The sequence below is a fragment of the Flavobacterium sp. LM5 genome (assembly GCF_002017945.1).
Lineage (GTDB): Bacteria > Bacteroidota > Bacteroidia > Flavobacteriales > Flavobacteriaceae > Flavobacterium > Flavobacterium succinicans.
Genome location: NZ_MUFX01000001.1, coordinates 1,254,553 through 1,281,305 on the forward strand (window position 1 = coordinate 1,254,553; position 26,753 = coordinate 1,281,305).

Here is a 26,753-nt window from a genome sequence, read left to right on the forward strand (position 1 = left end):
GAGAGATTTGGACTAAAACAGTAGCATAGCGATGCTTTAGGTAGTCTATTTTGGGGTGTTAAAGTCGATCTTTGTTCTTCGTAGTTCAAAATTTTGTCCCAAATATACTCGGCGCACCATTTCATCTTCCACCAATTCTTCAGGAGTTCCCGCTTTTAGAATCCCTCCTTCAAACATCAAATAAGTTTTGTCGGTGATGGCTAAGGTTTCTTGTACGTTATGATCGGTGATCAAAATACCAATGTTTTTGTTTTTTAATTGTGCTACAATGCGTTGAATGTCTTCTACAGCCACTGGGTCTACGCCCGCAAAAGGCTCATCCAACAAGATGAATTTTGGGTCGGTGGCTAAACAACGTGCAATTTCTGTTCTTCTTCGTTCACCTCCCGAGAGCAAGTCGCCACGATTGGTACGAATGTGTTCTAAACTGAATTCTGCAATGAGACTCTCCATTTTAGCTACTTGCTCTTCTTTGGTGTGATTCGTCAATTGCAAGACACTCAAAATATTATCTTCGATACTTAATTTTCTAAAAACAGAAGCCTCTTGTGCAAGGTATCCCACGCCTTGTTGTGCTCGTTTGTACATCGGATATTGTGTAATGTCCAAATCATCCAAATAAATATGACCAGAATTGGGTTTTACCAATCCTACAATCATATAAAAAGACGTGGTTTTACCCGCGCCGTTAGGACCCAAAAGACCTACAATTTCCCCTTGGTTCACTTCCAATGAGATGCCTTTTACAACACTACGTCCTTTATATGTTTTGATGAGGTTTTCTGCTCTTAATTTCATTTTCTTTGAGTTGCTAAAATCCTGAGATTTTGTATTGTTTTTAAGTTGAGAAGCTAAAGTTAGCGCAAATACTCTTTGCTAAATAGCGAAAAAATAGGTGCGTTAAGGCTTATTTTTGCTCTTCCAAGGCTTCCCAAAATTCATAAGCTCGACGTAAATGAGGGACTACTATGGTACCGCCAACCAAAGTGGCTATGCCCATGGCTTCCATCATTTCTTCGCGAGTGATGCCTTCTTTGTAACTGGTTTCTAAATGGTATTTGATGCAATCATCACATCGTAAAACCGCTGAGGCTACTAAGCCTAAAAGTTCTTTCGTTTTCACGTCCAAAGCACCTGCGGCATACGCATTGGTGTCAAGGTTAAAGATGCGTTTTACAATTTTGTTGTTATCCGCCAACAGTTTTTCGTTCATTTTTGAACGGTATTCATTGAATTCAGTTACGATATCAGCCATTTTGTTTTTTTTGGTTACGTACAACTAGTTTTGAAATTAAAATACTTACTTCATAAATCAACAGCATAGGTAAGGCAATTATGGTTTGACTTACTACATCTGGAGGCGTCACAATTGCAGCTATTATTAGAATAATCACCACGGCATATTTCCAATATTTTCTTAAAAATTCGGGAGTTACCAACCCTAATTTGGTTAGAAAATAGATAATTATTGGTAATTCAAAAAATAATCCTCCTGCTAAGACAGAGGTTTTTACCAGGCCAATATAGGATTCTAGTGTAAATTGATTTTTTACCATATCAGAAACGGTGAAGGTAGCTACGAAGTTAACCGACATCGGAATGATAACAAAATAACCAAACAATACGCCTAAAAAGAATAACAAAGAGGAGACGCTGATGAAAAATTTAGCTCCTTTTTTTTCTTGTTCATACAATGCGGGGCTGATGAATTTCCAGATTTCAAATAAAATATAAGGAAAACTTAGAATGAAGCCTGCCAATAAACACATCCAAACAAACATGTTGACCTGTCCTTCCATCAAAGTGTTTTGAATGATAAAGGGAAGTTCGGTGATACAAATACTTTCGGCAAAACCGAGTTGCTCTTGCAGGTCGCAAAAAAAGCGATAGGTAAAAAAGCTTGGACGTGTAGGTCCAAAAATGATACTATCAAACAGAAAATTACTAAAAAAATAAGTAACACAAGCCATTATTAGTATTGCCGTTGTACTGCGAACGAGTACCCATCTTAACTCTTCAAGATGGTCTAAAAACGACATTTCGTTCAGGTTTTTCTTAGCCATTATACAATACCTTCTTTTAAAATGTCGTGAATATGTAAAATGCCTTTATATTGTCCATTATCAATAACAATGAGTTGCGTAATGGCGTTGTCTTCCATCATGTTGAAGGCGTCAATGGCCATGGCTTCTGAATGAATTTGTTTCGGATTTTTGGTCATGATCTCTTGAGCCGTTACGTCTGCAATGCTGTCTCTATCGTTTAGCATTCTACGAATATCGCCATCGGTAATGATTCCTACCACTTTTTCGTTTTCGATTACTGCCGTAACGCCTAGTCTTTTTTCTGAAATTTCAAAAATCGCTTTTTTGATGGATGTTTCTGGAGTAACTACGGGTTGTAAAGAATTTTCGATTAGGTCTTTTACTTTGAGTAATAATTTTTTCCCTAAGGCACCACCTGGATGATATTTGGCAAAGTCTTCTGCCTGAAATCCTCTCATTTCCATCAAACAAACCGTCAAAGCATCGCCCATTACTAATTGTGCAGTGGTGCTATTGGTGGGGGCTAAATTCATGGTACATGATTCTGCATCAACCGTAGTATTCAAAACAAAATGGGAACCTTTGGCTAAGAAAGAAGTCATGTTTCCGGTCATTCCTATTAAAGTATTACCAAAACGCTTTAATAAAGGAACCAAAACTTTAATTTCTGGACTGTTTCCGCTTTTTGAAATACAGATAATCACATCCTCATTTTGAATCATTCCCAAGTCGCCATGAATGGCTTCTGAGGCGTGTAAAAATAAAGCTGGAGTTCCTGTAGAATTTAAGGAAGCTACGATTTTTTGAGCAATGATGGCGCTTTTGCCAATACCAGTAACCACCACACGACCTTTGGAGTGGTAGATTTTTTCTACAGTGGCAATGAAATGATCGTCTAAAAAAGTAGTCAACTTGGCAATAGACTCACTCTCAGAAAGTATAGTTTTTTTGGCTAATGCCAGTAGGTTTTCGTTGCTTATCAAAACAGAATGTTTAAATTTGTAAAAAATAAAGATTTTTGTATCTTTAAAGGATGCAAATTTATACAAAATACCACATAATAAAGAATGAATTCAAACGAAATTGATATCCACAAAGAATTAAAAAAGTATTTTGGCTTCAGTCAGTTCAAAGGATTGCAAGAACAAGTCATTACGACACTTTTGAATAAAGAAAATACTTTTGTTATTATGCCCACGGGTGGTGGTAAGTCCTTATGTTACCAGCTTCCAGCCCTAGTGTTAGAAGGAACTGCGATTGTGGTTTCTCCTCTAATTGCTTTGATGAAAAATCAAGTAGATGCTATTAGGAGTTTGTCCTCTGATAATGGAGTGGCTCATGTATTAAATTCCTCTTTGACCAAAACAGAAATTACTCAAGTTAAGGCTGATATTACCAAAGGCGTCACCAAATTATTATATGTGGCACCTGAATCCTTGACTAAAGAGGAGTATGTTCAGTTTTTACAACAAGTTCCTTTGTCTTTTGTAGCTATTGATGAAGCGCATTGTATTTCGGAATGGGGTCACGATTTTAGACCTGAATACCGCAATTTACGCCATATTATTAAGCAATTGGGTAAAGTGCCAGTAATTGGTTTAACCGCTACGGCTACGCCAAAAGTGCAAGAAGATATTTTGAAAAATTTAGAAATGTCGGATGCCAAAACCTTTAAAGCTTCTTTTAATCGTCCGAATTTATATTATGAAGTTCGTACGAAAACTAAAAATATTGAGTCAGATATCATCCGATTCATCCGCCAACACAAAGGAAAGTCAGGAATTATTTATTGTTTGAGTCGTAAAAAAGTAGAGTCTATCGCTGAGGTTTTACAAGTAAATGGCATTAGTGCCGTACCGTACCATGCCGGATTAGATGCTAAAACGCGAGCCAAACATCAAGACATGTTTTTGATGGAAGATGTTGATGTGGTTGTTGCAACGATAGCTTTTGGGATGGGAATTGACAAACCCGATGTACGTTATGTGATTCATCACGATATCCCTAAATCCTTAGAAAGTTATTATCAAGAAACTGGTCGTGCAGGACGAGATGGCGGTGAAGGACATTGCTTGGCGTATTATTCCTATAAAGATGTAGAAAAGCTTGAAAAATTCCTTTCTGGAAAACCGGTTGCTGAACAAGAAATAGGATTTGCACTGTTGCAAGAAGTGGTGGCTTATGCAGAAACTTCGATGTCCAGACGTAAGTTCTTATTGCACTATTTTGGTGAAGAATACGACAATGAAGCCGGTGAAGGCGGTACAATGGACGACAATGTTAGAAATCCAAAAACCAAGATCGAAGCCATGAATGAGGTGGTAAAACTTCTTCAAGTGGTTAAAGGAACCAAACATATTTACAAGTCAAAAGAAATAGTATTCACTTTAATTGGTCGCGTCAATGCCGTGATCAAAGCACATAAAACGGATTCACAATCCTTTTTTGGAAGTGGTAAAGAGCATGATGAAAAGTATTGGATGGCTGTGCTGCGTCAAGTGCTCGTTGATGGATATTTGTCGAAAGACATTGAAACCTATGGCGTGGTAAAAATCACCTCCAAAGGACTTGATTTTATAGAAAACCCATTCTCTTTTATGATGTCTGAAGATCATGAGTATAATGAATCAGAAGACGAAGCAATTGTGACAGCTTCTAAGTCAACAGGAACCGCTGATGAAACCTTAATGGCCATGTTGAAAGAGTTGCGTAAAAAAGAAGCCAAGAAACTAGGCGTGCCTCCCTTTGTGGTTTTTCAAGACCCTTCTTTAGAAGATATGGCCTTGAAATATCCTATCTCGCTCGATGAATTGATCAATATTCATGGGGTTGGGGAAGGAAAAGCTCGGAAATATGGTAAGGCATTTGTGACTTTGATTCAAAGTTATGTAGAAGATCATGATATCATTCGTCCGGACGATTTGGTGGTAAAATCAACGGGTGTGAACTCAGCTAATAAGTTGTACATTATTCAGAATATTGATCGCAAATTAGCCTTAACGGATATTGCTTCTGCAAAAGGCTTAACGATGGGTGCTTTGATCAAAGAAATGGAGCAGATTGTGTATTCGGGAACCAAATTAAATATTGGTTATTGGGTAGATGATCTTTTGGATGAAGACCAACAAGAAGAAATTCACGATTACTTTATGGAATCGCATTCTGATAATATTGAAGAAGCCTTGAAAGAATTCGACGGCGATTATGATATTGATGAGTTGAGATTGATGCGCATTAAATTCATTAGTGAAGTAGCGAATTAAAATCAAATCACAATATTTTAAAAATCCAAATTCCAAGTTGCTCTTTTGAGTTTTGGAATTTGGATTTTTTTTATTGGAATTTAGCTTTCATAAACTTCTCCTCGATGTGGTTTTAAGGCATCGCGTACTGGAATCATATCTCTTTCTTCTACGACCATAAAAGCAATAGCGTGCATTTCTCCATAGGTTTGAAATCCAGTAATTTCAAGGGGTAGCTTTTCGATTTTGATATATTCTTTCAAATGTATTTCGTGATGTTCAGCGGTTTTTGCAGAAGCAGGACCTCGAAAATCCCAAATTAATTTTATTTGTCTAGACATAGTATTTGATTTAACTAGTGCACAAAACTACAAAGACTTATAATGAAAATCTTTGTTTATTGCTGATAAAAAAGTCAAAAGCTACAGATTAAAAGATTACAAAGGATATTATCACATAACTTCTATGTTCATAAATTCCTTATATGGTCTAAACACACACACACTTCGTTTTATTAAAATTTTCATGACTTATATGTTTTGTGATTTTGAGCCCCTTTCGGTTAATCTTTTTTTAATTTTGATAAGGATGTTAGTAAAACTTATATGTCCTCAAATGCCTTATATGGTTTAAAAACATAAACACTTCATTTCAATTAAAACTTCCATGACTGATATGTTTTATTTTTTTGAGGACCTCTTGTCGTTTTTTATTCTTATTCTCAAAATTGAATTCAAAATAGTACTTTTGTAGCCTGAGTAAACGAAGATGATTTACTCTAAAAATTGAAGTATTCAGATACCATGCCACAAGAACTCCTATTACAAGTTGCTCCAGAGATTGCCGCTAACGAAACGTTACTACACGATTATTTGTCTCGACAATTAAAAATTTCGGTCAAAGAAATTCAGCATGTAACTATTGTAAAACGTTCTATTGATGCGCGTCAAAAAGTTGTCAAAATCAATTTAAAAGTGATGGTTTACTTAAAAGGAGAACCTTTTTTGGAGCAAAAAATAGCTTTGCCAGACTATCAAAACGTAGCGAATGCACAAGAAGTGATTGTAGTAGGTGCTGGACCTGCTGGACTTTTTGCGGCACTTCAGTTGATAGAACTGGGTTTGAAACCTATAGTTATTGAACGCGGAAAAGATGTTCGCGGCCGACGTAGGGATTTGAAAGCCATCAACAGAGACCATATAGTAAACGAAGATTCGAATTATTGTTTTGGTGAAGGTGGAGCAGGAACCTATTCGGATGGAAAATTATACACGCGCTCCAAAAAAAGAGGTGACGTAAATAGAATTCTAGAATTATTAGTGGCTTTTGGAGCAACACCTGATATTTTGGTCGACGCTCATCCACACATTGGTACCAATAAACTACCGCAAATCATTCAAGATATTCGAGAAAAAATAATTGAATGCGGTGGTAAAGTCCTTTTTGAAACTAGAGTTACGGATATTAGTATAAAAAACAATGAAGTCCAAGGAGTGACAACTCAAAATGGTGAAGTCATTTCTGCCAATAAATTAATTTTAGCTACTGGGCATTCTGCACGTGATATTTTCGAGTTGTTGGATAAAAAGAAAGTTTTAATTGAAGCAAAACCTTTTGCGCTTGGCGTGAGAGCCGAACATCCGCAGTCTTTGATTGATAGTATTCAATACAGTTGTGATTACCGAGGGGAACATTTACCACCAGCTCCGTATTCAATAGTAAAACAAGTGAATGGTCGCGGGATGTATTCATTTTGTATGTGTCCGGGAGGTGTGATTGCGCCTTGTGCTACCAGTCCAGGTGAAGTAGTTACCAATGGTTGGTCGCCTTCTAAAAGAGATCAGCATACGGCCAATTCAGGAATTGTAGTCGAATTGAAATTGGAGGATTTTAAACCCTTTGCCAAATTTGGAGCACTTGCCGGAATGGAGTTTCAAAAAAGCATTGAACAAAAATCGTGGCAATTGGCGGGACAAACGCAAAAAGTGCCTGCACAACGTTTAGTCGATTTTACCCAAAGCAAAACGTCCTCTGATATTCCTAAGACATCCTATGTTCCAGGAACAACATCAGTAGAATTGGGACAAGTTTTTCCAGGATTTTTAACTCAAATTATGCGTCAAGGATTTTCAGAATTCGGAAAATCGATGAAAGGCTATGCTACCAACGAAGCGATTTTGCACGCACCTGAATCTAGAACCTCTTCCCCAGTTCGAATTCCAAGAGACAATTACACCTTAGAGCATCTTCAAATCAAAGGATTGTATCCTTGCGGCGAAGGAGCGGGTTATGCAGGAGGCATTATTTCGGCAGCGATTGATGGCGAGAAATGTGCACAGAAGATTGCGGAGGTATTGAAAAATTAACTTTTGGATAGCTGTGTGAGGGCAATTTTATTAAGTTAAGGATTAAATGATTGCTGATTTTTGATTAACGATTTTTGATTGCAGAGGTGTAAAATGCTGCAAAACAAGTAATTTTATTCACTAGCACCAAAATCTAAAATCAAGAATCGTTAATCATCAATCTAAAATCTTTTAATTTAATGCGTGAGGGATAGGAGCAAAGTACCAAAGTACTGCGGATAGCCCGACAGCATAAAAAAAAGAGGCCGACTCACCGCTAGCATGAGTTGGCCTCTTTTTTTTATGGTGGCACGCCCTGAATAGGATTAAAATTGATTTATGAAAAATACATTTTAATGGTCATAACTTATCATTCTTGAAATTTTCCATTGATTGCCTATTTTTTTCCAAATGGCAACAAATTTGAAGGTGCCGACTTCTTCTTTTCCTTTCTCCATATGTCGGAATTGATGTTGGGCTACTTCAATGGCTCCAAAATCTTTTATAGGATGTACTTCAAGGCTTCCTTTTACTAGCGTTCGAGTAAGTTTGTTTTCGTTTTTGAACATTTTTTCAAAATTGGCAAAAACTGTGTCATACGACAATAAACCACCATTGTCTTGGTACCATTCTAAGTCTTCGGTAAACAAGGATTTAAATTTGGACATGTTTTTTGAGTTGAAGGCCTCAAAAAGTTGAGTGTCCATAGTCGCAATTTCATTGTGCAACTCTTGTGAAGTTGGCGCTACTTTTTTTTCTTGAGCAATCACGGTTGTTCCGAATAAAAAATTGCAAATAATATAAATGGAGAATAGATAGGTTTTCATGTATTACTTTTTAGCATTCATTTCCATATAGTCCAAAGTCAAAGTTGCCATACTTGTCATCCCCAAAACAAAGCTTCCTTCGTCTATATAAAAGTCAGGAGTATGATGTGAGGGCATGTCACTCGCTTTTTTTCCTTTGGGCATTCCGCCAATAAAATAAAACAATCCAGGAATTTTGGCTTGATAAAAAGAAAAGTCTTCGGCTCCAGTAACGGCTTCGGTTAAATGAACGTTGTCTTTTCCTGCGGCTGCTTGCAAAGTCGGAAGCATTTGTTCTGTAAGAGAAGGTTCATTATAAGTAATTAATGTTTTTTTGGTAATGGTAACTTCTGAAGTAGCTCCAGCACTTTCGGCTATATTGGTAGCGATGGTTTTGATTCTGCCATGAATAAAGTCTTGAGTTTGGGAATCTAACGTTCGAATCGTACCACTCAGCGTCAACGACTCAGGGATAATATTGCTTCGAACCCCGGCATTAATTTGGCCTACGCTCACTACAGCAGCGTTTTCGGTTAAATTTACATTGCGACTTACAATAGTTTGTAAGCCGAGAACAATTTGTGATGCGGTAACGATAGGGTCAACGGATTGCCATGGATAAGCACCGTGCGATTGCTTACCGTTGACTTGTATGGTAAACCAATCTGAGGACGCCATAGTTCCTTTTGGACGGTATTTGATTTGGCCGACTTCGGTTTGTGCATTAATATGAAGACCAAAAATAACATCTACTTTAGGGTTATTCAAAACCCCTTCTTTTACCATTAATTCAGCGCCGCCTTCTTCGCCTTCTGGTGGTCCTTCTTCCGCAGGTTGGAAAATGAATTTTACAGTTCCTTTAATTTCATTTTTTATCGAGGCTAGAATTTCAGCTGTTCCCATTAACATGGCTACGTGGGTATCATGGCCGCATGCATGCATTACACCAACAGCTTGTCCATTATATTCTCCTGTTACTTTGGAAGTAAAGGGTAAATTCACTCGTTCTTTTACGGGGAGTGCATCCATATCGGCTCTTAGTGCTACAACAGGTCCTGGTTTTCCTCCTTTTAGAATGCCAACAACTCCTGTTTTTGCCACTCCTGTTTGCACTTCAATTCCCAAAGAACGTAAGTGTGCAGCAATCTTTTCTGAGGTTTTAAACTCTCGATTACCTAATTCTGGATTTTGGTGCAACTCTCGTCTCCAACTCACTACTTTCGATTCTAAACGGGCTGCTTTTTGTGCGACTTTTGTTTTTAGAGCTTGATTTTGGGCGCTACTGCATAATGCCATCAGCAAAAGGCAGGAAGTAATTGTTGCTTTTTTCATGAATTTGGTTTTCGGTTACCAACAAATATAGTGAAAATGGAACTGCTTCGAGGCATAAAAAAAAGCCGAAAATTCGGCTTCTTAAGAGGTATACAAATTGGGTTGTACTTTAATTTTTTGCTTTAATTCGGTTTTTAAACACTTTTTCGAATTTCTCTAATTTAGGTTGTATCACGAGTTGGCAATACGGTTGAGATTGGTTTTTTTCGTAATAATCTTGATGACTGTCTTTGGCTTTATAAAAAGCAGTAAGAGGTTCTAGTGTAGTTACTATTGGGTGGTCAAAAGCTTTTGCCTTGGTCAGCGCTTGAATTATTTGTTGGCCTGCTTTTTTTTGTGTTTCATCTTTGAAGAATATTGCAGAACGGTACTGCGTCCCTACATCAGCTCCTTGCCGATTCAATGTAGTAGGGTCGTGAACGGTAAAAAACACTTTAAAAATTTCATCCAAATTGGTTTCATTTTTATTAAAGGTAATTTGAACCACTTCAGCAGCGCCAGTTGCACCTGAAGAAACCGCTTCATAACTAGGGTTTTTTACCGTGCCTCCAGTAAATCCAGAGACTACTTTTTGTACTCCTTTTAAATTTTCATACACTGCTTCTACACACCAATAGCAGCCTCCAGCCAAAACGATGGTATCGAATCGAGAAGGCGAGGAGGGAAGTGTTTTTTTTTGAGCAAATCCAAGAGTAGTTGCCAAAAGACTAAGGAACATTATTTTTTTCATAGCGTGAGTTTATTTAGTGTCAGGAACGAAATCTAAAGAAATAGCATTCATACAATAGCGTTTTCCCGTTGGAGCAGGACCGTCATCAAAGAGGTGACCCAAGTGACTATCACAACGACCGCAATTGGCTTCTATTCGCTGCATACCATACGAATTATCGGGTTTGAAAGTGATACTCTCTTTGTTTTCTTGCTCAAAAAAACTTGGCCAACCGCAACTACTTACAAATTTTTGATTGGATTTGAAAAGTAAGTTACCACAGGCAGCGCAATAATAAGTGCCTTTGGTTTCAGAATTCCACATCGTTCCTGTGAAGGCTCTTTCTGTATCAGCTTCTCTTGTCACAGCGTATAAATCAGGCGACAATACCTTTTTCCATTCTGAATTGGGAATGTTGATTTTTTTAGTGTCAGTGTTCGAGTAATAGGGGTTTTCTGGTTTTGAAAGAGATGGTTTCATACTTGTTGATTTTGAAGTTTTTGAAGTGGTAGTCTGTGCACAAGCCTGAAACATCAGGCAAGTCAGTAAAAGGAGTATGGTGAGTTGTTTTTTCATTAGTTGTACTTATGGGTTGATGTAAAAGTATAAGGAGTTTTGATTTTTATTTGTCGTAAACTTTACAAGGCTTCTTTTTTTGTGTTAAATTTAACTTTTGTTTTATTAATTAAAAATAAATTCAAACAAATATGGTGTGTAAATTATCTAAAAATAGGTGCTTACGCCTTAGTTCGCTGGGAGTATTGTATGCTTAAAATTAGAGTTCATGCCATTTTTTTCAAGAGAAAATGCTTTTAAATGAATTGATATTCAGCTGATTGAAATTGTTTTTGTTATTAGTAAAGATACAAAAGTTAGGATGTGAAAAGTGTGTCAAAAAGCAAAAAGAACTTTCGTTGATGGCAAGGATCGACAAAAATAAAGACAATGTTAAAGTGTTTGATTGTACTATCAATTTTGTACTTTTGAGCACTATTGTAATTATGGAAGAAGAAAAAGTAATCTTAGTAAACGAGTTAGACGAACCAATCGGTCTAATGCCCAAATTAGAGGCGCATCAAAAAGCCATCTTGCATCGCGCCTTTTCGGTTTTTGTGTTAAATGATCAAAATGAAATCATGCTACAACAAAGAGCCAGTCATAAATATCATTCACCCTTATTGTGGACCAACACGTGTTGTAGTCATCAACGAGAAGGCGAAACCAATATTGGAGCAGGGACCAGAAGGTTGTATGAAGAAATGGGGTTTACGACTGATATCAAAGAGTTATTTCATTTTATTTACAAAGCTCCTTTTGATAATGGATTAACAGAGCATGAATTGGATCATGTGATGTTAGGGTATTACAACGGACAGCCCGAAATTAACCCTGAAGAAGTTGAAAGTTGGAAATGGATGAAAATTGAGGATATTAAAAACGATATGATCCTTCAACCGGAACAATATACTGTTTGGTTCAAAATTATTTTTGATCAATTTTACCATTTTCTTGAAGATCATACCTTACAAGCTTAAGGGCACAAATTCTATATCCCCAAAAAATACTATCCGATGAGAGTAACCATTTCAAGAAAAGCCCATTTTAATGCTGCACATCGTTTGTATCGCAAAGATTGGAGTTTTGAACAAAATGATGACGTTTTTGGCAAATGTAATAACCCCAATTTTCATGGGCATAATTATGAGTTGATTGTGAGTGTTACCGGTGAAATAGATCAGGAGACGGGCTATGTTATGGATGTAAAGTTTTTGACCGACATCATCAAGTCGGAGGTTGAAGATCAAATGGATCATAAAAATTTAAATTTAGACGTACCCGAATTTGAGAACCTTAATCCTACAGCTGAAAATATCGTGGTAGTTATTTGGAATAAACTACGAGTCAAAGTAAAATCTACATTAGATTTGGAAGTAGTGCTCTACGAAACACCTCGAAATTTTGTAACCTACAAAGGTGAATAATAAAAAAAAATAGGGTTAAATTTAACAAAACCTTGCTATGGTTTTTGGCCCTAATTGGCTTAATTTGTAATAAAAAAAATGCAAACCAAATTCTATCCTCTACAATTTACCCCTATTCTTAAAGAACGCATTTGGGGTGGCGAAAAACTTCAAACACTTTTAAATAAATCAATTTCCTCTCCGATTACTGGTGAGAGTTGGGAATTATCAACTGTTACAGGAGATGTTAGTGTGGTGTCTAACGGCGCTTTTCAAGGACGATCTTTAACGGAACTTATTGAACAACAGCCGGAAGCTATTTTAGGAACCAAGGTTTTTCAACAATTTGGCACACAATTTCCTTTGCTTTTTAAATACTTGGATGCCCGTGAAGATTTGTCCATACAAGTTCACCCTAATGATGCTTTGGCAAAAGAACGTCATAACTCTTTTGGCAAAACTGAGATGTGGTATGTGATGCAAGCCGATCCCAAATCAAGATTAATTGTTGGTTTTAAAGAGGATTCTAGCCCAGCAGAATATGTTGAAAAGCTAGACAAAAGTGAATTGCTTTCAATTTTAGATACTAAAGAAGTTCAAAAAGGAGATGTTTTCTTTTTGGAAACAGGAACCGTTCATGCCATAGGTGCTGGATTGGTCATTGCAGAAATTCAGCAGACCTCAGATATCACTTATCGCTTGTACGATTTTGATCGAAAAGATGCCGCTGGAAATACTAGAGAATTACACGTTGATCTGGCTTTAGAGGCCATCAATTACCAAAAAGTAGATACGCAGCAATCGTATACTAAAATCAAAAACGAGTCCAATGTTATGGTGGATTGCCCTTATTTTACCACCAATTTGATTCCTTTAGAAGGGCAGGTTGAGGTGAACAAAAACGGAACTTCATTTACTGTCTATATGGTGGTTGAAGGAAGTTGTAGTATTGAAGCAAATGGAGAGCAACATGGCTATAAAACTGGGGATACCATTTTAATTCCTGCTGCCTTACAGTTGTTTACCTTAAGCGGAAATGCTTCTCTTTTAGAAATTTACATTTCATAGCTCGTATTCAAAAGATTATATGTACTTTTGCAAACGCAAATTTTAATACACTATATAAATTAAATAAAAATGGCAAACGTTAAGAATTTAAAAAAAGACATCAACTACGTTTTAGGAGATATTATTGAAGCAGTTTATTTATACGAACTGACTACTACAGGAAAACCAACTGAAGTGACTAATGCACTTATTGACGAAGCAATTAGTGCTTTTGATGCTTTAATTGTAAAAGTGAACCAAAAAAATGTAGAAAATAAAAAATCTCATTTCAAACAAATCAATGTAGAGTTGGAACAAGTTGCCAATCAATTGATTGCTAAAATCAACGAATTGTAATTCAAAAAAAGTAAAAAAAAGTCTGAATTTGTTTTGTAAAATTCAAATTCAGACTTATATTTGCACTCGAAATAAGACGCCAGCGTAGCTCAGTCGGCTAGAGCAGCTGATTTGTAATCAGCAGGTCGTGGGTTCGAGTCCCTCCGCCGGCTCTCAGTAAAACCATCTAAGAAATTAGATGGTTTTTTTCATTTAGATCAGTTTTTAATCGATATTTTTTTTAAAAAAACTTTATAAAAAATGTTTTGTATATATGATTTATGTCATTATATTTGCACCCGAAATAAGACGCCAGCGTAGCTCAGTCGGCTAGAGCAGCTGATTTGTAATCAGCAGGTCGTGGGTTCGAGTCCCTCCGCCGGCTCTCAGTAAAACCATCTAAGCAATTAGGTGGTTTTTTTATTTACGAAAGTGTACATAAAGGATCAATATTTTGAGATGAGAATGTTTTGCAAAAAAAAGGCCTTGATTGAGTCAAGACCTTTCGTAGGAGTTTAAAAAATGAACTTATTTAAAATTCCATCCAAGGGTTACACCGAAAGCTACAGGTTTTATTTCAGCATCTTTATCAGTACTGTACAAACCATTAGCTTTCCTATCAGATACAGATGTTGGGTTATAACCAATATAGGATTCATTCTTGTTTTGGTCTAAAATTGTACCATATCCATTTTCCAGAAACATTGCCGCATATAACGAATTTTTCTTTCCCATATCAAATGTAAATCCTAACTCAAAAGAACTCATTATAATTCCTTTAGTTTTGTACTCTCCTGATGAGGAGTACTTATCCTGGCCACCAAAACCGTATTCTGGTAAATCAACAATAGTCAGGTTTACATCAGGATAATAAGCGGTTCCATTTACGTAATCGGCTGTTGCTTTAATTTTATAGTTTACCGGTAAAAAATATTTAGCACCCGCTCTAAGGATAAAATCAATGCCTGTGCCAATATTTACGTTATACTGCACAAAAAGTGGGATTTGCAAAGCGTGTAATGTTTGCTTTTCCATATAATTCTTAGTGGTAACATTGTAGACAAATGCTGATGTGGAAGCATCAATTTCAAAATTTGCCAGCGTGGCTGTAGGCTGAGACAAAGAAACGTATTGTTTGTATTGTGAAAATTCAAGACCTGAACCAATACCAAAATGAGTAGTTAAGGAGTAGATATAACCTGCTTTTACAGCTCCACTAAGGCGATTACCTTCTTTTGTACCAGCAATAGTACTCTGAATATTTCCTATTCCCGACTGTAAACCTACATAAAACTGTGCAGTTATTCCTTGGGAAATTAAAAAAGCTATAGTTCCAATTATGTTTTTACTATTGAATTTCATAGATGTAAAAGTTATTTGTTAGTGGTCATATATGGTGTCGCCTTTTCTAATTCGTAATTGTTTGCAACAAACCTGATTGTAATGGCGATTTCATTTTTTTATTAGAATAATCCATCCTCATTCATTACAAATGAGGATGTCCTATTCGGTAAATTATGTTAATTTTTCACTAAAAGGTTTTTAGTGAAATATTTGCCATTTGCTAAGGTCATTTTTACGATATAAATTCCCCCAGCATTTGGAGCTATCATGTCAATAGTGTTTTGATTTGGGTTTGTAATAGTAGTCAACAAGCTTCCTGTTAGATTATAAAGTTCAACACGTGCATTTTGTAATTTGCTTGAGCTAACGTTAGTAATCAATTGGAAATTCGCATTACTTCTAACAGGGTTTGGAACAATTCTTATGTATTCTTCTTCCACTGATGGAGATAAAGTTAATGGACAGGTTGTAATTAATGTTCCGTCTAATTTTGTTGCTACAGCATAATACGTTCCATTCAAGGCACCATTTTCTTTGAAATATTGTGAGGTTTGGCCCGGAACTAAACCCCCATTTTTATACCAGCTATACGATTTAAAACTCTTAGAACTATTGTCAAAAAAGATAATATTTTCAAATTGTTTTCTAATCAGGTTAGGTTGACTAGTTACTACTGGTAAAACTACAGTTGGAGCTGCATTGTAATTCATATTACCTGCCTGCGAAGCTGTTATAGTTGTAGACCCATAATTTTGGAAAAGTAATGAATTATTTGATACACTAGCAATAGTAGCATTAGAAGAGGTATAATTTACCGCTAAACCACTATTAGCAACTGCAGTCATAACAAGACTAGTTTCTCCATTACAACCTAATCCCAAAGTCTGATTCCAAGTAATTACCTGATCTGCCTTAGTAATAGTGAAATTAGAGCCGTTGTACATAATGGTATAATTTCCACCTGCACTTAAGGTGCCTTGTGTTATAGCATAAATGCCCACGTTCTCTCCAGCAGCTTTTGTTAATGTTCCAGTGAAAGAATCACCACTTACTAAACTCGGAGAAACCGTATAAGCAAAAACAGGATCTGTTGTTCCATATATTTTGGTTTGTGAAGTATTTGCAGTTACTGTAATCGGTTTTACCGTAATAGTAAAGTTAGCACCTGCGTAACTAATGGTATAATTAGATCCGGCACTCAAACTTCCTTGTGTGATAGCGTAGTTTCCAATGTTCTCTCCAGCAGCTCTGGTTAAAGTTCCAGTGAAAGAATCGCCACTTACTAAACTTGGCGAGACAGTATACGAGTAAACAGGATTTGCAGTTCCATATTCTTTGGTTTGTGAAGGATCAGCCGTTACTATAATGGGTTTGGCGGTTATAGCAAAATCCTTACTTATATAACTAATGGTATAATTAGAACCTGCACTTAAGTTTCCTTGTGTAATGGCATAGTTTCCAATGTTTTCTCCTGCAACTCTAGTTAAAGCTCCTGTAAAGGCATCACTACCTACCAAGTTTGGTGAAACTGTATAAGTAAAAGCAGGATCTGTTGTTCCATAAACTTTAGTTTGCGATGGAGTTGCCGTTACTGTAATTGGTTTTGCGGTAATAGTAAAGTTAGCATCTGCGTAGCTAATCGTATAATTAGATCCGGCACTCAAACTTCCTTGGTTAATAGTATAAGTTCCTATGTTTTCCCCCGCAACTCTAGTTAAAGCCCCAGTAATGGCATCACTACCTACTAAACTTGGCGAAACAGTATAATCAAAAATAGGATCTGTTGCTCCGTAAACTTTGGTTTGTGATGGAGTTGCTGTTACTGTAATTGGTTTTGCTGTAATAGTAAAGTTAGTGCCAACGAAAGTAATTAAATATTTAGATCCAGCTGAAAGCGAACCTTGATTAATAGCATAATTACCAATATTTTTACCACTAACTCTTGTCAAAGATCCAGTAAATGAATCTCCAGGAAGCAAACTTGGTGACACTGTATAAGTTAAAACGGGATCACTCTCCCCATATACTTTAGTTTGAGAAGGTGTTGCAGTTACGGTAATTGGGATTTGATTTAATTTCAGCACATAATTATAGGTAGCAATACAATTATTATCATCAGTAGCGGTAACTGTAAAATTACTATCAGCAATTTGAGTTGAAATACCCGTTATCTGCCCAGCCGATGATAGCGAAAAACCAGAAGGTAGACTTCCCGCTGTAACAGCATAGGTTTTAGTTCCTGTTCCTCTTGAAGTTACTATAGTTTCACTATATCCAGTATTATAATCATAACCAGACAAAATGGTTGTTGTGAAATCAATTGGCATGGGTTCTGTGATGGTAAAGTTTTGAGTAGCAGTACAAGAATTTGCATCGGTAACAGTTACGGTATATGTTCCAGCTGCAAGTCCAGTGGCTGTAGCAGCCGTTCCACCCGAAGGCGACCAAGAATAAGTATATCCACCAGCACCTCCCGAAGGAGTAACGGAAGCAGAACCATTAGAATCTCCATTACAAGACACATTTGTTTGCGCAGCAGTTGCTGTACTGATAGCAGTTGGTTGTGTAATTGTAAAGTTTCGAGTAACTGTACATGCGTTAGCATCGGTTACCGTTACAGTATAAGTGCCTGCACTTAATCCAGTTGCTGTAGCAGCCGTTCCACCTGAAGGCGACCAAGAATAAGTATATCCACCAGCACCACCAGACGGAGTCACGGAAGCAGAACCATTAGAACCTCCATTACAAGACACATTTGTTTGCGCAGCAGTTGCTGTACTGATAGTCATTGGTTGTGTAATTGTAAAGTTTCGAGTAACTGTACATGCGTTAGCATCGGTTACCGTTACAGTATAAGTGCCTGCACTTAATCCAGTTGCTGTAGCAGCCGTTCCACCCGAAGGCGACCAAGAATAAGTATATCCACCAGCACCTCCCGAAGGAGTAACGGAAGCAGAACCATTAGATCCTCCATTACAAGACACATTTGTTTGTGCAGCAGTTGCTGTACTGATAGTCGTTGGTTGTGTAATTGTAAAGTTTCGAGTAGCGGTACATGCGTTAGCATCGGTTACCGTTACAGTATAAGTTCCAGCACTTAATCCGGTAGCTGTAGCAGCCGTTCCACCTGAAGGCGACCAAGAATAAGTATATCCACCAGCACCTCCTGAAGGAGTCACTGAAGCAGAACCATTAGATCCACCGTTACAAGACACATTTGTTTGCGCAGCAGTTGCTGTACTGATAGTTGTTGGCTGTGTAATTGTAAAGTTTCGAGTAGCTGTACATGCGTTAGCATCTGTTACCGTTACAGTATAAGTTCCAGCACTTAATCCGGTAGCTGTAGCAGCCGTTCCACCTGAAGGCGACCAAGAATAAGTATATCCACCGGCACCTCCTGAAGGAGTAACGGAAGCAGAACCATTAGAACCTCCATTACAAGACACATTTGTTTGCGCCGCAGTTGCTGTACTGATAGCAGCTGTTTGTGTAACTGTAAAATTTTGCGTTGTGTTACAACCATTAGCATCCGTCACAGTACAAGTCCATGTTCCAGCAGTTAAGCCAGTCACAGATGTGGTTCCATCACCTGTTGGGGTTCCTGGTGTCCAGTTGTAAGTATATGGTCCTGTTCCTCCAGTAGCAGCATTTACTGTTGCAGCTCCAGTTGAACCACCATTACAAGCAATGTTTGTTTGAGATGCTGAAGTTAAAACAATATCACATAGATTATTCACAGTAATTGTAAACACTTTTTCGAAAGTCAAACCTCCTTGATCTGTTGTACGAATGCGAACCGAATACGAAGATTTAGTTTCAAAATCAGGACTTGCATTGATGGTCAGGCTGTTTCCAGTGATGGTGAATGCTGTATTATCGGTACTTCCCGTACCAGCAACTAAAGTATAGGTAAAAGTATTTGACGCATCAGCATCGGTAGAAGACAAAGTTCCCACGGTTGAGTTAGCCGCTACATTTTCGTTGATAGCAGACGTAGAAAGAGCGACGTCAGTTGGTGCTTCATTGGCACTATTCACAGTAATTGTAAACACTTTTTCGAATGTCAAACTTCCCTGATCCGTTGTACGAATACGAACAGAATAGGATGATTTGGTTTCAAAATCCGGACTTGCATTAATGGTCAGGCTGTTTCCTGTAATAGAGAACGAGGCATTGTCTGTACTACCTGCTCCAGCAACCAAATTATAGGTAAACGTATTTCCTGAATCAGGATCAGTAGAAGAAAGAGCTCCTACAGCCGAATTAGCACTTACATTTTCGTTAATCGAAGTATTTGAAAGGGCAATATCCGTTGGCGCTTCATTCACATTATTAATGGTAATCGTGAACGCTTTTTCGAAAGTCAAACCGCCTTGATCCGTTGTACGAATACGAACCGAATACGAAGATTTAGTTTCAAAATCAGGACTTGCATTGATGGTCAGGCTGTTTCCAGTGATGGTGAATGCTGTATTATCAGTATCACCCGATCCAGCAACTAAAGTATAGGTAAAAGTATTTGACGCATCAGCATCAGTAGAAGACAATGTTCCTACAGCCGAATTAGCACTTACATTTTCATTGATTGAAGTAGCGGAAAGAGCAATATTCGTTGGTGCAGTATTTGATGCGACTACTGGCGATGATACCTGAATAGAGTTTATACTATGATTGGTAGCTGATTGATCATTAAAGTATCCTCCAGCAGTTATATAAAATCTTACCTCGTCTACATTTTGAAAGGCAGATGTTAAGGTTATCGTTTTTGGAGTATAATCTGAATCAAAACCATCAAAAGTGGTAGAAGCTACTTCACTGCCATCCCTATAACCCTTTACTGTATTAGTAAAAGATGAGGCTTCTCCCCAGTTGTAATAAATAAACTGGTTAAGACGAAACTCACTTCCATTAGCTGATTTTATCGCCATTCCTTTTGAACCAGCATTGTTTTCATTGGTTAGACCTGTATAGGAGGTGCTGGAACTTGCCATAAAAGTATTGTTTTGCAAAGATAATGCGGATAGTAAAGTTCCGTTGCTATTTGAAATATTATATACTTGGATATCAATATCGGATATAGTTTGAGAACCACCTTCTCCATCGCTTGCAATATCATCGCCAGTAATGGCTGCGGAATTACTGGTAAATGTCAATGTTGGAGAGCTATTTAGTAAAATTCCTTCAGCAAGATTATTGATTGTAATGGTAAATTGTTTATCAAAAGTTAATCCGCCTTGATCTGTTGTACGAATACGAACAGAATACGAAGATTTGGTTTCAAAATCCGGACTTGCATTAATGGTCAGGCTGTTTCCTGTAATAGAGTACGAGGCATTGTCTGTACTACCTGCTCCAGCAACCAAATTATAGGTAAACGTATTTCCTGAATCAGGATCAGTAGAAGAAAGAGCTCCTACAGCCGAATTAGCACTTACATTTTCGTTAATCGAAGTATTTGAAAGGGCAATATCCGTTGGCGCTTCATTCACATTATTAATGGTAATCGTGAACGCTTTTTCGAAAGTCAAACCGCCTTGATCCGTTGTACGAATACGAACCGAATACGAAGATTTAGTTTCAAAATCAGGACTTGCATTGATGGTCAGGCTGTTTCCAGTGATGGTGAATGCTGTATTATCAGTATCACCCGATCCAGCAACTAAAGTATAGGTAAAAGTATTTGACGCATCAGCATCAGTAGAAGACAATGTTCCTACAGCCGAATTAGCACTTACATTTTCGTTAATGGTATTAACGGAAAGTGCAACATCTGTTGGCGCTTCATTGACATTATTCACCGTAATTGTAAACACTTTTTCGAAAGTCAATCCGCCTTGATCCGTTGTACGAATACGAACCGAATACGAAGATTTAGTTTCAAAATCAGGACTGGCCGTGATTCTTAAATCAGAATCATTGATGTTGAACGAAGCATTATCGGTATCACCTGTTCCAGCAACCAAAGTATAAGTAAAAGTGTCTCCTGTATTGGCATCCGTAGAAGTCAATGAGCCTATAGTAGAATTTCCAGTCACATTTTCGTTGATAGTAGTAGCTGATAAAGCGACATCCGTTGGGGCAGTGTTAGGAGGAGTAGTAATTGTGAAAATAGGATTTAAACCTGGAAAGTTTGTTCCCCCAGGATCTATATTATAAGGAACTGTTTCATGATGATTCCATTTGTTTAAATTACATATTTCTGCAAGTATAGATTCTTTTGTACCTATTCTTATCCCAGTATAAACATTGTTGTCGCCGTGATACGTTACAGTTGTCAGTGCTATCGCGTTTGTGCCTAATGTTAGTGATGGTGGTAAGTAGGTAACAGTAGTAAGGCTTAAATCTCCAATTCCTGTTGTTACAAATTTGCCAGCGGTAATATTAATACTGTTTATATTGAATGGAAATCCATTTCCCCAAAGAAAAATAAAATTACTTACGTTAGTTATACTGCTGCCTTGATAAATAAACCAATTTTCTCCACCAGGGTTTCCAGGACTAGCTGTTGGAGATGGATCGGTCCATCCTGTAACGGTGACATTTCCAGGTAAACCGGTTACAGTATTTGCTCCCTTAGTGATTTCAATTTTGAATACAGTTCCAGGAGTTATAGCAGCGGTTGGTTGCCATAAAATACCACCTTCGGCTTTCAAAGCAATACCGCTTGCAGCCGAAACATTTGTTAAGGTGTTTGGAGTACTTTCGTTGTACCAATAGTCACTAATTCTAATTTGAGTATTAGCAACAATCGGAGCAAGTGTAACGATAGTTATTTCGTAATTTGGAGAGGTGTCAAAGTTAACTCCAATAATTGCAATGTCACCAGCTGACAATGTTTGAGCATTTAAGGATGTAAACAAACTTAGAAAACATCCAATTAGAAGTAGTTTTTTTATCATAATTTTTTAATATAAGTAATGGTAAAAATTTGATGTCGTGTTTTAAAGCTATACATTTCTTAACCACAGCTTTCAAAGATTAGCACAGATTAATTCGTGGCGTAGCAAAAACTCTTTTAAATAATTATGACAATATAAAGTTCTTGCTACTTAGTTATTTTCAAATAAATTAAAAATGGACTATTGAATAATAGTCCATTTTTAATTTATTATGGTCTAGAAGGATAAATACCTATGTAGCAAATTATATATTGCATAGCCACAAAAGGAGGTACCGTTGGAAGAGCTTGAACTCCATTTCCCCAAGGAGTCAAAGTTAATCCTGTTGGATCAAAACTCAAGGAGTTGTTTACTGTTGAACTGCATCCTGCTAAAGGGATGGTTGGTTGAGTATTAGTATAGAGACTGGGTTGGCTAGCTCCTCCAAGATCTATTGCTGTTCCCAAAGCATTATTTGGTGATGCAGATGGAGATACTCCATCTGCAGTACTCGCTTGTAAAACAGTATTTACTGTTACACCACCTGAAAAATTTGTTCCAGCTCCTTTTATAATTGAGTGAGAGTGAGGAGGCATGTTGTTAGCAGTAACTACTACTGATGGTGCACCGCCAATTTCTCCTAATGAGTATGTTTCGCCTGGATGCGAACCAGAAAAATTGGAACATTGTGTTGGAAATGCACCGCGTAAATCAGGAAGTCGAAATGTAGTTTTTCCATCTCCGCCATAAATATTTCCAATTATAGAAAATAAAGCTGTGTTTTGGCTTATTGATAAAATTTGTCCTTCACAAGTATAAAATCCTCGTGGCGCAAAATTTCCTGCAAAAAGTTTAATAGTTCCCATTATTTCGTCCATAATAGTATAATTTTAGGTTTATAATTATTTAAAAATGTAGAAATTGAGGTATTTTTTAATTGTCTTATATAAAGGTAGTTAAAATATGTTAAAAAAAATATTTTTTGTTATGGCATTGATTTTTAATGGTATAAGATGGGGATAAAGAAGCATGAAAAAAGACTTTTTATTGGCTAGTTTTTTTAAAATAAGATAACCAAGTATCTTTGTTGTTCAATACTAGAGTATGCATCATCATTTCCTTCTTCACAAACCCTACGGCTATCTTAGTCAGTTTATCTATGAACTTAAACGAAAAAAACGTTTGTTGGGGGAACTCTATGATTTTCCAGAAGGCACCATGGCAATCGGTCGTTTAGACGAAGATTCAGAGGGATTGCTATTGTTGACAACAGACGGAAAAGTCAGTGAGCAAATTAGAAGCAAAAAAGTGGATAAAGAATATTATGTGCAAGTGGATGGGCTAATCACTCCCGAAGCCATTGAGCAAATAAAAAAAGGTGTTGAAATTGGTTTCAATGGAACCAAATATACAACCAAGCCTTGCGAAGCTTTTATCTTGAATGAAATCCCTAATTTTGGTCCACGCGGCAAGAAAATTAGAGATGAACGTCACGGTCCCACTTCGTGGGCTTCGATTATAGTTAGTGAAGGTAAATTTCGTCAAGTACGCAAAATGACTGCCGCTGTAGGTTTTCCCACCTTGCGATTGGTTCGCGTTCGAATTGGAAGTGTACATTTGAATAATTTACAAGCAGGCGAAGTACGTGAAGTAAAGAGTTTTGAAATAGCTACTTCCTAAATTCCAAAACCCAAATTCCAAAACCCAAATTCCAAAACCCAAATTCCAAAACCCAAATTCCAAAACTCAAAACCCAATTATGTTAAACATTGTACTCGTTGAACCCGAAATCCCTAATAATACTGGTAACATTGGCCGCTTATGTGTTGGCACTGAAAGCCGTCTGCATCTCATTCATCCTTTTGGTTTTGTGATTAATGACAAAAACCTCAAACGTTCTGGACTGGATTATTGGGTGCATTTGGATGTGACCGAATACCAAAATGTAGCCGAATGGATGAAAGTAATACCTGATACTTCAAGAGTTTTTTTAATGAGTTCGCACGCGGAGCATTCCTATTTGAATATCGAATTTCAAGACGAAGATTGGTTGGTTTTTGGTAAAGAAAGTGTGGGTTTGAGTCAAGAAGTATTGGATTTGTTCGCCAAAGAAAATCAATTAAAAATCCCTATGTCGCCTCTAATTCGCAGTTTTAATATTGCCAATTCAGTTGCCTTTGTTGTTGGTGAGGCAAGAAGACAACTTTTAGTTGGCAAAAAATAGTTGGCAGTATACAGTTGTTAGTGTTCAGTTTTTATAAGCTGTTACTATTTGTGCCTTTTGCGGTTAATTTTTTACCACAAAGGAACAAAAAGTAGGCACGAAGCAACACAAAGTTATTTAGTTTACTTTGCGATTAATTTTTTACCACGGAATACACGGATTATAAGGATTTATTAATTGTTTAGTGTGCTTTGTCATCTTTGTGATCTTTGTGTTTGATTTTTAGCTACAGGATTCAAAACTAACCTTATATGGTCTAGTTTGCCTTATATGGTTCAAAATAAACAGTCAATTCAAAAAACTGTTCTGACTTATATGTTTTAGTTGACTTTGCGCCCCTTGCGTAATTCCTTTGCGAACTTAGCGGTTAAACTTTTTTGCCAAGGATTACAAGGATAAAACGGATTTATAGCAAATTTAATTGTTAGTGTGCTTCGTGTCTTCTTTGTGAATCTTTGTGTTTGAATTTTTTCAGTTATAGATTTCAAATCTAAACTTATATGCCCTTATTTGCCTTATATGGTTCAAAAAAAGCATTCCAATTCATAAAAAACTGTTATGTCTTATATGTTTTAGTTGACTTTGCGCCCCTTGCGTAATCCCTTTGCGAACTTAGCGGTTAATTTTTTAGACACAGATTTTAATTATCCTTTTGGGGTTAGGGGGGCTAGTTCGTAATCACAAACTTCCCTTTTTCAGCATCAAAAACAATATGCTCATCTTTAAAAAGCGTATTAAAACTTCCTTTCGCAATCAAATTACAAGGTTCATCTTGCACTACGGTTTCTGGCGTCATAATAATCATTTCGTCGCTCAATTGAATCGCCATATCGATATCGTGAGTAGAGAAAAGAATACATTTACCCGTTTCGTGGGTAAGTTTTTTAAGTAATTTCAATAACGAAACTTTGTGTAGCAAATCCAAATGCGTAGTAGGTTCATCCAAAATAATCAAAGGCGTATCCTGAGCTAAGGCGCGTGCAATGAGTACTTTTTGCAATTGCCCATCACTAATTTGATAATGTTTTTTATCGGCCAAATGACTGATTTGAGTAAGCGACAAGGCTCTTTCAACTTGAATTTTATCTTCTTCGGTTAAGGTGCCAATCCAATTGGTGTAAGGCTGACGTCCTAACGCGACTAATTCATATACGGTTAAATTACTGGGAGGTAATTTTTCGGTCAATACCAAACTCATTTCTTGTGACAAATCGGAAGCGCTATAGATTGCTATATTTTTACCGTGCAACAAAACATCACCCTCAATAGGCGTTTGAATTCCAGTAATGGTTTTTAAAAGGGTCGATTTTCCAATGCCATTCGCACCAATCAAAGCCGTTAGTTTTCCTTTTTTAAGCGCAATGGAAACCTCCTTAGCAACAAGAGTGCTTACTTTTTTGTTCTGATAACCAATGCTTATTGACTCAGTTTGAAGGATGATAGTGTGTTCCATTAGCCCATCATTTTTTGTTTTCTAACTAATAACCAAATCACCACAGGAGCCCCTAAGATAGAAGTCACCGCATTAATGGGTAGACTCACTTCGGTGCCGGGGACTTGTGTAAATATATCGCAAACTAGCATAATGCCTGCTCCAAAAAGGAGTGTACTCCAAAATAACACACGATGATTACTAGTTTGGAAAGTCAATTTGGCGATATGAGGAACGGCCAATCCAACAAAGGCAATCGGACCAGCAAAAGCGGTAATGCTTCCGGCTAGTATACTAGTAGCAAAAATGATAATTAATCGTGCTTTGTTGTAGTTGAGCCCCATGCTCTTGGCATAGTTTTCACCCAAAAGCAAAGCATTGAGCGGTTTGATGCTAAAGGCACTCAGAACCAGCCCAATTCCCACGCAAAGACTCAAAATCCACACCGATTCCCAAGATAAATTCCCTAAATTTCCCAACGACCAAAAGGTGAATTTCTGCAATTGCTCTGCCGAACTAAAATAGGTGAGTGTCCCTACAATGGCAGAGGTTAAGCTGCCAAACATTAGACCAATAATGAGTATCGCCATAGTATCTCGTAACCGTTGGGATACAATTAGTACCAGTAATAAAACGCTACTGCTTCCAATGGTCGAAGCCAAAACAATACCGTAATTTGAAAGTAACAAGGGAATTAAAAAGGAAGGCATAAAACCAGCACCTAGAATCACAAAAGCCACACCCAAACTCGCACCAGAGCTCAATCCCAATACATAAGGACCAGCCATTGGATTTCTAAACAACGTTTGCATCAACAGTCCGCTCATCGATAAGCCCATACCAACCAATACAGCTGTAATCGCTTTCGGTAATCGATAATTCAAGATAATGTATTCCCAAGTGTCTTTGGAAGCGGTTTGGCCTAATAAACTTTTCAAAACTTCCTTTGCAGGAATAGCGATGGAGCCATAACAAATGTTGACCACAAACAGCGCAAACAATCCTAGACTTAAGATGATAAAAAGAATACTGTGTTTATAGGAAGACCTCAA

22 protein-coding genes and 2 tRNA genes are annotated in these 26,753 nt (G+C 37.2%); 10 read left to right on the top strand and 14 right to left on the bottom strand.

The window, feature by feature from the left end; genetic code table 11:
* Positions 1–45 precede the first annotated feature (45 nt).
* The 4 genes from lptB to BXU11_RS05280 all read right to left on the bottom strand — a co-directional run bounded on the left by lptB (position 46) and on the right by BXU11_RS05280 (position 3,028).
* Entirely contained in the window at positions 46–798 is a 753-nt protein-coding gene (lptB, locus tag BXU11_RS05265; protein WP_024982395.1) for an LPS export ABC transporter ATP-binding protein, read from the bottom strand.
* 109 nt (positions 799–907) lie between these two features.
* Entirely contained in the window at positions 908–1,255 is a 348-nt protein-coding gene (locus BXU11_RS05270; protein ID WP_024982396.1) for a carboxymuconolactone decarboxylase family protein, read from the bottom strand.
* On the bottom strand, positions 1,248–2,063 hold the full coding sequence (gene tatC / locus BXU11_RS05275) for a twin-arginine translocase subunit TatC (protein WP_024982397.1): 816 nt from the start codon (positions 2,061–2,063) through the stop codon (positions 1,248–1,250). Before tatC ends, BXU11_RS05270 begins: the two co-directional genes overlap by 8 nt.
* Positions 2,063–3,028, bottom strand: a complete 966-nt coding sequence (locus tag BXU11_RS05280; protein ID WP_078212083.1) for an SIS domain-containing protein — start codon at positions 3,026–3,028, stop codon at positions 2,063–2,065. Before BXU11_RS05280 ends, tatC begins: the two co-directional genes overlap by 1 nt.
* An 84-nt stretch (positions 3,029–3,112) precedes the next feature.
* Here BXU11_RS05280 and recQ point away from each other — a divergent pair, with 84 nt between their 5' ends.
* The gene (recQ, locus tag BXU11_RS05285) at positions 3,113–5,308 is read left to right on the top strand and encodes a DNA helicase RecQ (RefSeq protein WP_024982399.1); all 2,196 of its coding nucleotides are present in this window, start codon (positions 3,113–3,115) and stop codon (positions 5,306–5,308) included.
* Positions 5,309–5,388: 80 nt separating this feature from the next.
* Here the strand turns inward: recQ and BXU11_RS05290 are convergent, their stop codons facing one another.
* Positions 5,389–5,628 carry a hypothetical protein gene (locus tag BXU11_RS05290; protein ID WP_024982400.1) on the bottom strand — a complete coding sequence of 80 codons (240 nt, stop codon included), beginning with the start codon at positions 5,626–5,628 and terminating at the stop codon, positions 5,389–5,391.
* 462 nt (positions 5,629–6,090) lie between these two features.
* Between BXU11_RS05290 and BXU11_RS05295 the strand changes: the two genes are divergently transcribed.
* Positions 6,091–7,653: an NAD(P)/FAD-dependent oxidoreductase gene (locus BXU11_RS05295; RefSeq protein WP_078211264.1), complete on the top strand. Its 1,563-nt coding sequence runs from the start codon at positions 6,091–6,093 to the stop codon at positions 7,651–7,653.
* A 332-nt stretch (positions 7,654–7,985) separates the two neighbouring features.
* Here BXU11_RS05295 and BXU11_RS05300 read toward each other — a convergent pair whose 3' ends face one another.
* The 4 genes from BXU11_RS05300 to msrB all read right to left on the bottom strand — a co-directional run bounded on the left by BXU11_RS05300 (position 7,986) and on the right by msrB (position 10,959).
* Positions 7,986–8,459 carry a nuclear transport factor 2 family protein gene (locus BXU11_RS05300; RefSeq protein WP_078211265.1) on the bottom strand — a complete coding sequence of 158 codons (474 nt, stop codon included), beginning with the start codon at positions 8,457–8,459 and terminating at the stop codon, positions 7,986–7,988.
* A 3-nt stretch (positions 8,460–8,462) separates the two neighbouring features.
* Positions 8,463–9,770, bottom strand: a complete 1,308-nt coding sequence (locus tag BXU11_RS05305) for an amidohydrolase (protein ID WP_078211266.1) — start codon at positions 9,768–9,770, stop codon at positions 8,463–8,465.
* A 109-nt stretch (positions 9,771–9,879) separates the two neighbouring features.
* Entirely contained in the window at positions 9,880–10,500 is a 621-nt protein-coding gene (msrA, locus tag BXU11_RS05310) for a peptide-methionine (S)-S-oxide reductase MsrA (RefSeq protein ID WP_078211267.1), read from the bottom strand.
* A 9-nt stretch (positions 10,501–10,509) separates the two neighbouring features.
* The gene (gene msrB / locus BXU11_RS05315; RefSeq protein ID WP_223253671.1) at positions 10,510–10,959 is read right to left on the bottom strand and encodes a peptide-methionine (R)-S-oxide reductase MsrB; all 450 of its coding nucleotides are present in this window, start codon (positions 10,957–10,959) and stop codon (positions 10,510–10,512) included.
* Between the two features lie 521 nt (positions 10,960–11,480).
* Between msrB and idi the strand changes: the two genes are divergently transcribed.
* The 6 genes from idi (at position 11,481) to BXU11_RS05345 (ending at position 14,208) form a co-directional block, all read left to right on the top strand.
* Entirely contained in the window at positions 11,481–12,014 is a 534-nt protein-coding gene (gene idi / locus BXU11_RS05320) for an isopentenyl-diphosphate Delta-isomerase (protein ID WP_024982406.1), read from the top strand.
* Positions 12,015–12,050: 36 nt separating this feature from the next.
* Positions 12,051–12,461, top strand: a complete 411-nt coding sequence (locus tag BXU11_RS05325; RefSeq protein ID WP_078211269.1) for a 6-carboxytetrahydropterin synthase — start codon at positions 12,051–12,053, stop codon at positions 12,459–12,461.
* A gap of 78 nt (positions 12,462–12,539) precedes the next feature.
* Positions 12,540–13,508, top strand: a complete 969-nt coding sequence (locus BXU11_RS05330; protein ID WP_078211270.1) for a type I phosphomannose isomerase catalytic subunit — start codon at positions 12,540–12,542, stop codon at positions 13,506–13,508.
* A gap of 69 nt (positions 13,509–13,577) precedes the next feature.
* Positions 13,578–13,844, top strand: coding sequence for a hypothetical protein (locus tag BXU11_RS05335; RefSeq protein WP_024982409.1), 267 nt, complete (start codon positions 13,578–13,580; stop codon positions 13,842–13,844).
* A gap of 78 nt (positions 13,845–13,922) precedes the next feature.
* Positions 13,923–13,996: transfer RNA gene (locus BXU11_RS05340), tRNA-Thr, on the top strand.
* 138 nt (positions 13,997–14,134) lie between these two features.
* Positions 14,135–14,208, top strand: a tRNA-Thr gene (locus tag BXU11_RS05345).
* A 143-nt stretch (positions 14,209–14,351) separates the two neighbouring features.
* Here BXU11_RS05345 and BXU11_RS05350 read toward each other — a convergent pair.
* From BXU11_RS05350 to BXU11_RS05360, 3 genes are all read right to left on the bottom strand, one after another.
* The gene (locus BXU11_RS05350) at positions 14,352–15,185 is read right to left on the bottom strand and encodes a hypothetical protein (protein ID WP_078211271.1); all 834 of its coding nucleotides are present in this window, start codon (positions 15,183–15,185) and stop codon (positions 14,352–14,354) included.
* Positions 15,186–15,343: 158 nt separating this feature from the next.
* Positions 15,344–22,066 (bottom strand): MBG domain-containing protein, encoded by a 6,723-nt coding sequence (locus BXU11_RS05355; protein ID WP_078211272.1) that lies wholly within the window; start codon positions 22,064–22,066, stop codon positions 15,344–15,346.
* Between the two features lie 209 nt (positions 22,067–22,275).
* Positions 22,276–22,923 carry a phage tail protein gene (locus BXU11_RS05360; RefSeq protein WP_223253672.1) on the bottom strand — a complete coding sequence of 216 codons (648 nt, stop codon included), beginning with the start codon at positions 22,921–22,923 and terminating at the stop codon, positions 22,276–22,278.
* 226 nt (positions 22,924–23,149) lie between these two features.
* Between BXU11_RS05360 and BXU11_RS05365 the strand changes: the two genes are divergently transcribed.
* Positions 23,150–23,725 carry a pseudouridine synthase gene (locus BXU11_RS05365; protein WP_024982414.1) on the top strand — a complete coding sequence of 192 codons (576 nt, stop codon included), beginning with the start codon at positions 23,150–23,152 and terminating at the stop codon, positions 23,723–23,725.
* A 79-nt stretch (positions 23,726–23,804) separates the two neighbouring features.
* Positions 23,805–24,269: a tRNA (cytidine(34)-2'-O)-methyltransferase gene (locus BXU11_RS05370; RefSeq protein ID WP_078211274.1), complete on the top strand. Its 465-nt coding sequence runs from the start codon at positions 23,805–23,807 to the stop codon at positions 24,267–24,269.
* A gap of 667 nt (positions 24,270–24,936) precedes the next feature.
* Here BXU11_RS05370 and BXU11_RS05375 read toward each other — a convergent pair.
* Positions 24,937–25,722, bottom strand: coding sequence for an ABC transporter ATP-binding protein (locus BXU11_RS05375; RefSeq protein ID WP_078211275.1), 786 nt, complete (start codon positions 25,720–25,722; stop codon positions 24,937–24,939).
* Entirely contained in the window at positions 25,722–26,753 is a 1,032-nt protein-coding gene (locus BXU11_RS05380; protein WP_078212085.1) for an iron ABC transporter permease, read from the bottom strand. Before BXU11_RS05380 ends, BXU11_RS05375 begins: the two co-directional genes overlap by 1 nt.

Excerpts from the sequence above, each read along its gene's own strand:
- msrB (WP_223253671.1), bottom strand. The coding sequence starts at position 10,959 with ATGAAACCATCTCTTTCAAAACCAGAAAACCCCTATTACTCGAACACT.
- BXU11_RS05335 (WP_024982409.1), top strand. The coding sequence starts at position 13,578 with ATGGCAAACGTTAAGAATTTAAAAAAAGACATCAACTACGTTTTAGGA.
- recQ (WP_024982399.1), top strand. The coding sequence starts at position 3,113 with ATGAATTCAAACGAAATTGATATCCACAAAGAATTAAAAAAGTATTTT.
- BXU11_RS05375 (WP_078211275.1), bottom strand. The coding sequence starts at position 25,722 with ATGGAACACACTATCATCCTTCAAACTGAGTCAATAAGCATTGGTTAT.
- BXU11_RS05360 (WP_223253672.1), bottom strand. The coding sequence starts at position 22,923 with ATGGACGAAATAATGGGAACTATTAAACTTTTTGCAGGAAATTTTGCG.
- lptB (WP_024982395.1), bottom strand. The coding sequence starts at position 798 with ATGAAATTAAGAGCAGAAAACCTCATCAAAACATATAAAGGACGTAGT.
- msrA (WP_078211267.1), bottom strand. The coding sequence starts at position 10,500 with ATGAAAAAAATAATGTTCCTTAGTCTTTTGGCAACTACTCTTGGATTT.
- idi (WP_024982406.1), top strand. The coding sequence starts at position 11,481 with ATGGAAGAAGAAAAAGTAATCTTAGTAAACGAGTTAGACGAACCAATC.
- BXU11_RS05305 (WP_078211266.1), bottom strand. The coding sequence starts at position 9,770 with ATGAAAAAAGCAACAATTACTTCCTGCCTTTTGCTGATGGCATTATGC.
- BXU11_RS05350 (WP_078211271.1), bottom strand. The coding sequence starts at position 15,185 with ATGAAATTCAATAGTAAAAACATAATTGGAACTATAGCTTTTTTAATT.
- BXU11_RS05325 (WP_078211269.1), top strand. The coding sequence starts at position 12,051 with ATGAGAGTAACCATTTCAAGAAAAGCCCATTTTAATGCTGCACATCGT.
- tatC (WP_024982397.1), bottom strand. The coding sequence starts at position 2,063 with ATGGCTAAGAAAAACCTGAACGAAATGTCGTTTTTAGACCATCTTGAA.
- BXU11_RS05295 (WP_078211264.1), top strand. The coding sequence starts at position 6,091 with ATGCCACAAGAACTCCTATTACAAGTTGCTCCAGAGATTGCCGCTAAC.
- BXU11_RS05365 (WP_024982414.1), top strand. The coding sequence starts at position 23,150 with ATGCATCATCATTTCCTTCTTCACAAACCCTACGGCTATCTTAGTCAG.
- BXU11_RS05290 (WP_024982400.1), bottom strand. The coding sequence starts at position 5,628 with ATGTCTAGACAAATAAAATTAATTTGGGATTTTCGAGGTCCTGCTTCT.
- BXU11_RS05370 (WP_078211274.1), top strand. The coding sequence starts at position 23,805 with ATGTTAAACATTGTACTCGTTGAACCCGAAATCCCTAATAATACTGGT.
- BXU11_RS05300 (WP_078211265.1), bottom strand. The coding sequence starts at position 8,459 with ATGAAAACCTATCTATTCTCCATTTATATTATTTGCAATTTTTTATTC.
- BXU11_RS05355 (WP_078211272.1), bottom strand. The coding sequence starts at position 22,066 with ATGATAAAAAAACTACTTCTAATTGGATGTTTTCTAAGTTTGTTTACA.
- BXU11_RS05330 (WP_078211270.1), top strand. The coding sequence starts at position 12,540 with ATGCAAACCAAATTCTATCCTCTACAATTTACCCCTATTCTTAAAGAA.
- BXU11_RS05270 (WP_024982396.1), bottom strand. The coding sequence starts at position 1,255 with ATGGCTGATATCGTAACTGAATTCAATGAATACCGTTCAAAAATGAAC.